Here is a 6,333-nt window from a genome sequence, read left to right on the forward strand (position 1 = left end):
CCGGTGATGCGCGCGCCCTTGAGCGGCTGCTTGGCCGCGAACTCCTCGCGGATGGCCATCAGGCCGGGCATCTCGGTTTCGGCGATCTTGATCTCTTTGCGGCCCCAGTCGGCCAGCGTCAGATCGGCAACGACATAGTCCTGGGCGGGTTTGAGAACGGCACTCATGTGAACTCCAATACATAGCGGTTGGGACACCACCGGAGTCAGCAGAGGAAAGACAGGCTCACCTCACAGCAGACTGGTGGGTGAGCGCAGTTGGGAGGCAAGGCAGAAAACCTTGGGATCCGAGCCTAACCCGTCGGCCTGGTGATCAGGCGGGACGAGCCGCAACGCTCCTCGGAAAGCCGAGATTATACGAAGCCGGCCGATTTCTCGTTGATCGCCCGATCAACGGTCCATCAGCTGGCGCGTGAGCTCGGCCGCCGGCACCGCACGACAGCCACTGGTGTTCTGTCCAGCCCAGAGGGGCGTAAAGTCACCCAAACCCGCCGCCTCGGCCTTGGTGCGCAACGGCGCCACGGCGGAGGTGGCCAGCGGAAAGGCCGGCGCCAGAGGACTCATGGGCCCTTGCTCGCGCATCAGGCGCGTCAGGATGCCGCGCGCCGGGCGGCCGGTGTAGAGATTGGTCAGTGCCGTGTGACGCGCCGCTTCGCTCTGCAGCGCCGCACGGTGCACGGCGCTGGTCGTGGCCTCGGGGCAGAGCAGATAGGCCGTGCCCACCTGCACGCCGGCCGCACCCAGCGCCAGCGCTGCACGCACCCCGGCCGCATCGGCAATGCCGCCAGCGGCAATCACCGGCACGTGCACCGCGCGCACGATCTGCGGCAGCAGGGCGAAGGTGCCGGCCTGGCTCGTGAGATCGTCCGAGAGGAAATGCCCACGGTGACCGCCGGCCTCCAGGCCCTGGGCGATGACGGCATCCACGCCATGGGCTTCGAGCCAGCGCGCCTCCTCCACCGTGGTGGCCGAGGACAGCACCCTGGCGCCCCAGCTGCGCACACGCGCCAGCAGGGCCTCGTCCGGCAGGCCGAAATGGAAGCTCACGACGGGCGGCCTGAACTCGGCCAGCAGATCGGCCGCCACGGCATCGAAGGGGCGACGCCCCGGGCCGGCGGGGATGGTGGCGGGATCGATGTCGTATTCGCGGTAGTAGTGGGCCAGGCTCTGGCGCCACATCGCTTCACGGCGTTCATCGGGCTCGGGGGGGCGGTGACAGAAGAAGTTGACGTTGTAAGGTTGCGTGGTCTGCGCACGGATCTTTTCCAGCTCGGCGCGCAGGGCCTCGGGGGCCAGCATGGCGCAGGGCAGCGAGCCCAGCCCCCCGGCATTCGACACGGCGATGGCCAGCGCGCTGCCCTGCACGCCCGCCATGGGCGCCTGGATCAGGGGCAGTTCCGTGCCCAGCAAGTCTTGCAGCGTCATGCGTTCTCCTCAAGCATCGGGCCGACTATAGCCCCGGCCGGATAAAATTGCGGCCACGCAGTCTTGGCGCCCTCCGCGCCGCGCACTGCCCGTCCGTTGCGGGCCGTCCCGGCCCGCCCCACCGAGGCTGGAATTCCCGTGTCCTACGCTCCCGAAACGCGGCGCCGCCGCACTTTTGCCATCATCTCGCACCCCGACGCCGGTAAAACGACGTTGACTGAAAAGCTGCTGCTGTTCTCGGGTGCGATCCAGATCGCGGGCGCCGTCAAGGGCCGCAAGGCCAGCCGCCACGCTACGAGTGACTGGATGGAGATCGAGAAGCAGCGCGGCATCTCGGTGGCCAGCTCGGTGATGCAGATGCAGTACCGCGACCATGTGATCAACCTGCTCGACACCCCCGGCCACAAGGATTTCTCGGAAGACACCTACCGCGTGCTGACCGCCGTGGACTCGGCGCTCATGGTCATCGACGCGGCCAACGGCGTGGAGGCCCAGACGCGCCGCCTGATCGAGGTCTGCCGCCAGCGCGACACACCCATCATCACCTTCGTCAACAAGATGGACCGCGAGGTCCGCGACCCGCTGGACATCCTGGACGAGGTGGAGCGCGAGCTCGGCATGCCCTGCGTGCCCATGACCTGGCCCGTGGGTCAGGGCAAGAGCTTCGGCGGCATCATCAACCTGCGCACCCAGGCCATGACGGTCTTCGAATCGGGCAGCGAGCGCCGCCCGCAGGACTTCGAGACCATCCCGGTCGGAGATACCGACAAGCTCAAGGCCCGCTTCGGCCACGACTACGAAGCTGCGGTGGAGAGCATGGAACTCGCCACCGGCGCCTCACCTGTTTTCGACCGCGAGGCCTTCCTCGCCGGCAAACAGACCCCGGTGTTCTTCGGCTCGGGCGTGAACAACTTCGGCGTCATGGAGGTGCTGGACGCGCTCGTGGACCTCGCCCCCTCGCCCGGTCCGCGCACCAGTTCGCTGGTCGTCAACAAGCAGCCCGTGGTCAAGGAGATGCAACCCGACGACAACGCTTTCTCTGGCGTGGTCTTCAAGGTGCAGGCCAATATGGACGCCAACCACCGCGACCGCATCGCCTTCGTGCGCGTCTGCTCGGGCAAGTACCAGCCCGGCATGAAGCTCAAGGTACAGCGCTCGGCCAAGGAGCTGCGGCCCACCAGCGTGGTGACCTTCATGAGCCAGCGGCGCGAGGCCGTGGAAGAAGCCTACGCTGGCGACATCGTGGGCTTCACCACCCACGGTGGCGTGCAGCTGGGCGACACCATCACCGACGGCTCCGTTGCATTGCAGTACACCGGCCTGCCCTTCTTCGCGCCCGAACTCTTCATGACCGTGGTGCTCAAGAACCCGCTGCGCACCAAGCAGCTGCAGCAGGGCCTGGCCCAGCTCGGCGAGGAAGGCGCCATCCAGGTCTTCAAACCCGAGATGGGCGGCAATATGCTGCTGGGTGCCGTGGGCCAGCTGCAGTTCGAAGTGGTGCAGCACCGCCTCAAGAGCGAATACGACGCCGACGTGCGCCTCGAAGGCTGCCAGTACACCGGTGCGCGCTGGATCACGGCCGACACCCCGGCCGAACTCAAAGCCTTCTGCGACGCCTACCCGCAGCGCCTGGCACGCGACGCGGCGGATACCCTGGCCTATCTCTGTACCTCGCCGTATGACGTGCGGCTGGCGCAGGAACGTTTCCCCAAGATCCATTTCCATCCGCTGCGCGAGCATGCGGGCCTGGCGCTGCAGAGCGCAGGCTGATTCAGCGCACGGCGAACCAGTTCGCGACCGCGCGCTGAAAGCGCGCATACCCCTTCTGCAGATGCAGCATATGCCCGCCGTCCGGAATCACGGTGTACTGCTTGTCCGGGTTGGGCAGGGCCGTGAAGAAGGGCAGCAGCCCCTCGAGATCGGCCACGTCGTCGTACTGGCCGTGGATCAGCATCGTCGGCACGGTGATCTTCGTGGCATCGATCAGCGGCTGGCGTGTGAGCAGGTCCACCTGCGGGCCCGTCGGTGACTTGAGCTCGACCAGGGTCGCGGACTTGGCGAAGGCGTCCATGACCACGGGGTCGTTGACATCCTCGGGCGTCAGGGAATTGAAGCGCAGCTTCCAGCCCTGCTCCGTGATACGGATGTAAGGCGCACGCTGGAAGGTGGCGAGACGCTCGCGTCGCGCCTTCAGATCCGGGCTGTCGGCGTGCATCTGCGCGTAGGCCGCATAGCGCGCCACCTTGTGCGGATGGGCCATCACGAACTGGCCACTGTACTGCGTGCCCCAGGACCAGGCCAGCAGCTGCACCTGCGGCACGCCCCGCAGCTTGCAGATGAAGTCCACCACGGCATTCAGGTCAGAAGCGGCCTGCTCGGTCGTGATGTGCCCCTCGGGCTTGGTGGAGCTGCCGAAGCCGCGCATGTCGGGCGCGAAGACGTCGAAACCCTGTTTCGCCAGAAAGTCCATCAGGCTGTACTCGGGCCGCCCCGGCACCTTGAGGTCGAAGCTCTCGCGGCCGGCCGTGGCCGAGCCGTGGGCCAGCACCAACACGGGCTTGCCCTGGGGGGTGCCCTGGCATTTTTCCCAGAGGAAGAGGCGCAGCGCGTCCTGTAACACCCAGTGCTGTGTGCCCTGCACGGGCAGCTCGTTGTCTTTCATGGAAGCGTCTGCCTCTCAGTTAAAGTTGCTGCGATTTTCCTTCATCACCCATGCTCCCTCTTGCCCACTGGCCTGCCGAACAGCGCCGCCGCATCACCGGCGTGTTCACCGACATTGACGACACGCTGACGACCGAGGGCGCCATCACCGCTGAGGCCCTGCAGGCGCTGGCCGACCTGAAGGCGGCGGGCCTGGCGGTCTTGCCCATCACCGGCCGACACATCGGCTGGTGCGTGCCGCTGATGGACGGCGGCAGCACGGTGCCCTGGCCCGCCGATGCCATGGTGGCCGAGAATGGCGCGCTCGCACTCATACCCAAGCCTGAAACAGCGAGCCCGTACAGCTCCCATCCCTCAAGCCACACACGCAGGCAGCTGGCCAAGCTGTATCAACAGGACGCCGCGACGCGTGCCGCCCATCAGGCGCGCATGGAGCAGGTGGCCGCCAAAGTATTGGCCGAAGTGCCGGGCGCGCTGCGGGCCCGCGACGTGGGCGGGCGCGAGACCGACCTGGCCTTCGACTACAACGAACACACGCAGCTGCCCCCCGAGGCCGTGCAGCAGATCCTGGCCATCCTGCAAGGGGCCGGCATGTACACCACGGTCAGCAGCATCCACATCCATGGCTGCTTTGACGACTTCAACAAATGGCGAGGCGCGCGCTGGATCGTGCGCGAACTCTACGGGCGTGATCTGACGCAGGAACTGGACCGCTGGGTCTTCGTCGGCGACTCGGGCAACGACCAGCCCATGTTCCAGCACTTCACCCACAGCGTGGGCGTGGCCAATATCCGGCGCTTCGAGGCCCAGTTGCAGCACAAGCCGCGCTACATCACGCAGGGCGAACGCGGCGCAGGCTTTGCCGAACTGGTACGGGCGCTGCTGCGCCCCTGAGCGCGCCGGTCAGCGGGCTACGACCTTGAGGCTGTGGGGCTCGGCCTGGGCCATCACGGCACCGGTCGTGCCACTGACCAGCTCCAGCCGCAGCGCATAGTCATCGGCCGGCGGATTGAGCCAGACCTCGGTCTGCCCGGCGAGAAAGTTCATGACTTCCGGTTTGCGACCGGCGCGCTCGAGCACCAGGCGAAAGTGCCCGGTGTCCGGCGCCTTGGCACCCACGTGCGAGATGTTGTAGCCACTGGCATGGAACTGCACGCGGAAGGGCGGGCGCAAGGTCTCGCCGGCCGGCGGGCTCATGATCTCAATGCGTGCCGGCCCCGCCAGGCTGGCCGGATTCACATCCTTGTTCTGCTTGCTGATGGTCAGCGTCAGCGGTTTGCTGTAGACGAAGAAGGGAATATGTCCTTCGTCAGCCAGCAGCATGCGCAGCTCGTACTTGCCCGGCGGCAGATTGATGACGGTCTCCATCTGCCCCTTGCCGAAGTGGATGTACTTCTCGGTGAAGGGCAGCGGCTTGGTGAAATCCAGTGGCAGCGGCTGGTTCACGAGCAGGTGATGGTGACCCGCGCGCCCCGCGGTCTTGCCCGCGGGCACGAGGCCGCGCATGGACAGACCAAAGCGCAGCACGAAGGGCGACTCCCGGACTTCCTCATCCTGGAGATTGGTGAAATAGGACTCGGGCGAGCGCGTGGGCGGCAGCGTGACCCAGGGGTGGGGCACGATCTCGGGCACGTTGGACGCCGCGGTCGCTGGCGCAGCGGACGTTGCGGCCACAAGATGATGGCCTGTGTGCTGCGCCAGTGCGGGCTGCAGACCAGCCAGCAGGGCAGCGAGGGACATGGGGAGAAGCGAACGTGCCTTCATGCTTTTTTGACTTGTATCAAGACAGCTGAGGCTAGCAGGAAGGGATGCCCCGTGCATCACACGGATATGGGAGCCAGCACGGTGCATGACGCCAGATCTGAACCTCAGTTATCCAACGCCGCCGTGGTCAACCTTGTGGACAAGTCGCGGAACAAGTCCCGCAGGCCGCGCCAGCATTGGGCTGGCACGGCCTGCCTGTTAGACGGGCAGCACACGGAATGCCGGCGCTTCAGGCCCGCGCGAGCACCGGCCCCAGTGCCTGCCCGGTGTGCGTGCCCAGGCGCACCACCTCTTCAGGCGGCGCAGAGGCCACGATGCGGCCTCCGTCCTTGCCGCCTTCCGGGCCCAGGTCCACGATCCAGTCGGCTTCGGCGATCACGTCGAGATCGTGCTCGATCACGACCACGCTGTGGCCACCGTCCACCAGGCGGTGCAGCACGCGGATGAGCTTGTCCACATCGGCCATGTGCAGGCCCACCGTGGG

General features: G+C 66.6%; 7 protein-coding genes and 1 riboswitch. Of the genes, 2 read left to right on the plus strand and 5 right to left on the minus strand.

Annotated features, from left to right (window positions below; all coding sequences use genetic code 11):
* Together K2R93_17220 and K2R93_17225 are read right to left on the minus strand one after the other, a co-directional pair.
* On the minus strand, positions 1-212 hold a 212-nt coding region (locus K2R93_17220), incomplete at its 3' end, for an adenosylhomocysteinase (GenBank protein ID MBY0491582.1).
* 30 nt (positions 213-242) lie between these two features.
* A riboswitch (S-adenosyl-L-homocysteine riboswitch) is annotated at positions 243-346 on the minus strand.
* Positions 347-389: 43 nt separating this feature from the next.
* A complete protein-coding gene (locus tag K2R93_17225) occupies positions 390-1,424 on the minus strand; it encodes a nitronate monooxygenase (protein MBY0491583.1) in 1,035 nt (344 codons plus the stop codon).
* 138 nt (positions 1,425-1,562) lie between these two features.
* Here K2R93_17225 and K2R93_17230 point away from each other — a divergent pair, with 138 nt between their 5' ends.
* Positions 1,563-3,194, plus strand: a complete 1,632-nt coding sequence (locus K2R93_17230; GenBank protein ID MBY0491584.1) for a peptide chain release factor 3 — start codon at positions 1,563-1,565, stop codon at positions 3,192-3,194.
* 1 nt (position 3,195) lies between these two features.
* Here the strand turns inward: K2R93_17230 and K2R93_17235 are convergent, their stop codons facing one another.
* On the minus strand, positions 3,196-4,086 hold the full coding sequence (locus K2R93_17235; protein ID MBY0491585.1) for an alpha/beta hydrolase: 891 nt from the start codon (positions 4,084-4,086) through the stop codon (positions 3,196-3,198).
* Between the two features lie 50 nt (positions 4,087-4,136).
* On the opposite strand from K2R93_17235, the gene K2R93_17240 reads away from it, so the two are divergent.
* The gene (locus K2R93_17240) at positions 4,137-4,979 is read left to right on the plus strand and encodes an HAD-IIB family hydrolase (protein ID MBY0491586.1); all 843 of its coding nucleotides are present in this window, start codon (positions 4,137-4,139) and stop codon (positions 4,977-4,979) included.
* A 9-nt stretch (positions 4,980-4,988) separates the two neighbouring features.
* On the opposite strand, the gene K2R93_17245 is transcribed toward K2R93_17240, so the two are convergent.
* Together K2R93_17245 and K2R93_17250 are read right to left on the minus strand one after the other, a co-directional pair.
* Entirely contained in the window at positions 4,989-5,825 is an 837-nt protein-coding gene (locus K2R93_17245; GenBank protein ID MBY0491587.1) for a DUF4399 domain-containing protein, read from the minus strand.
* Between the two features lie 253 nt (positions 5,826-6,078).
* A partial coding sequence (locus K2R93_17250; GenBank protein MBY0491588.1) for a hypothetical protein occupies positions 6,079-6,333 on the minus strand: 255 nt, incomplete at its 5' end.

It is taken from the genome of Gemmatimonadaceae bacterium, from assembly GCA_019752115.1.
Lineage (GTDB): Bacteria > Gemmatimonadota > Gemmatimonadetes > Gemmatimonadales > Gemmatimonadaceae > Gemmatimonas.

Excerpts from the sequence above, each read along its gene's own strand:
- K2R93_17225 (MBY0491583.1), bottom strand. The coding sequence starts at position 1,424 with ATGACGCTGCAAGACTTGCTGGGCACGGAACTGCCCCTGATCCAGGCG.
- K2R93_17235 (MBY0491585.1), bottom strand. The coding sequence starts at position 4,086 with ATGAAAGACAACGAGCTGCCCGTGCAGGGCACACAGCACTGGGTGTTA.
- K2R93_17240 (MBY0491586.1), top strand. The coding sequence starts at position 4,137 with ATGCTCCCTCTTGCCCACTGGCCTGCCGAACAGCGCCGCCGCATCACC.
- K2R93_17245 (MBY0491587.1), bottom strand. The coding sequence starts at position 5,825 with ATGTCCCTCGCTGCCCTGCTGGCTGGTCTGCAGCCCGCACTGGCGCAG.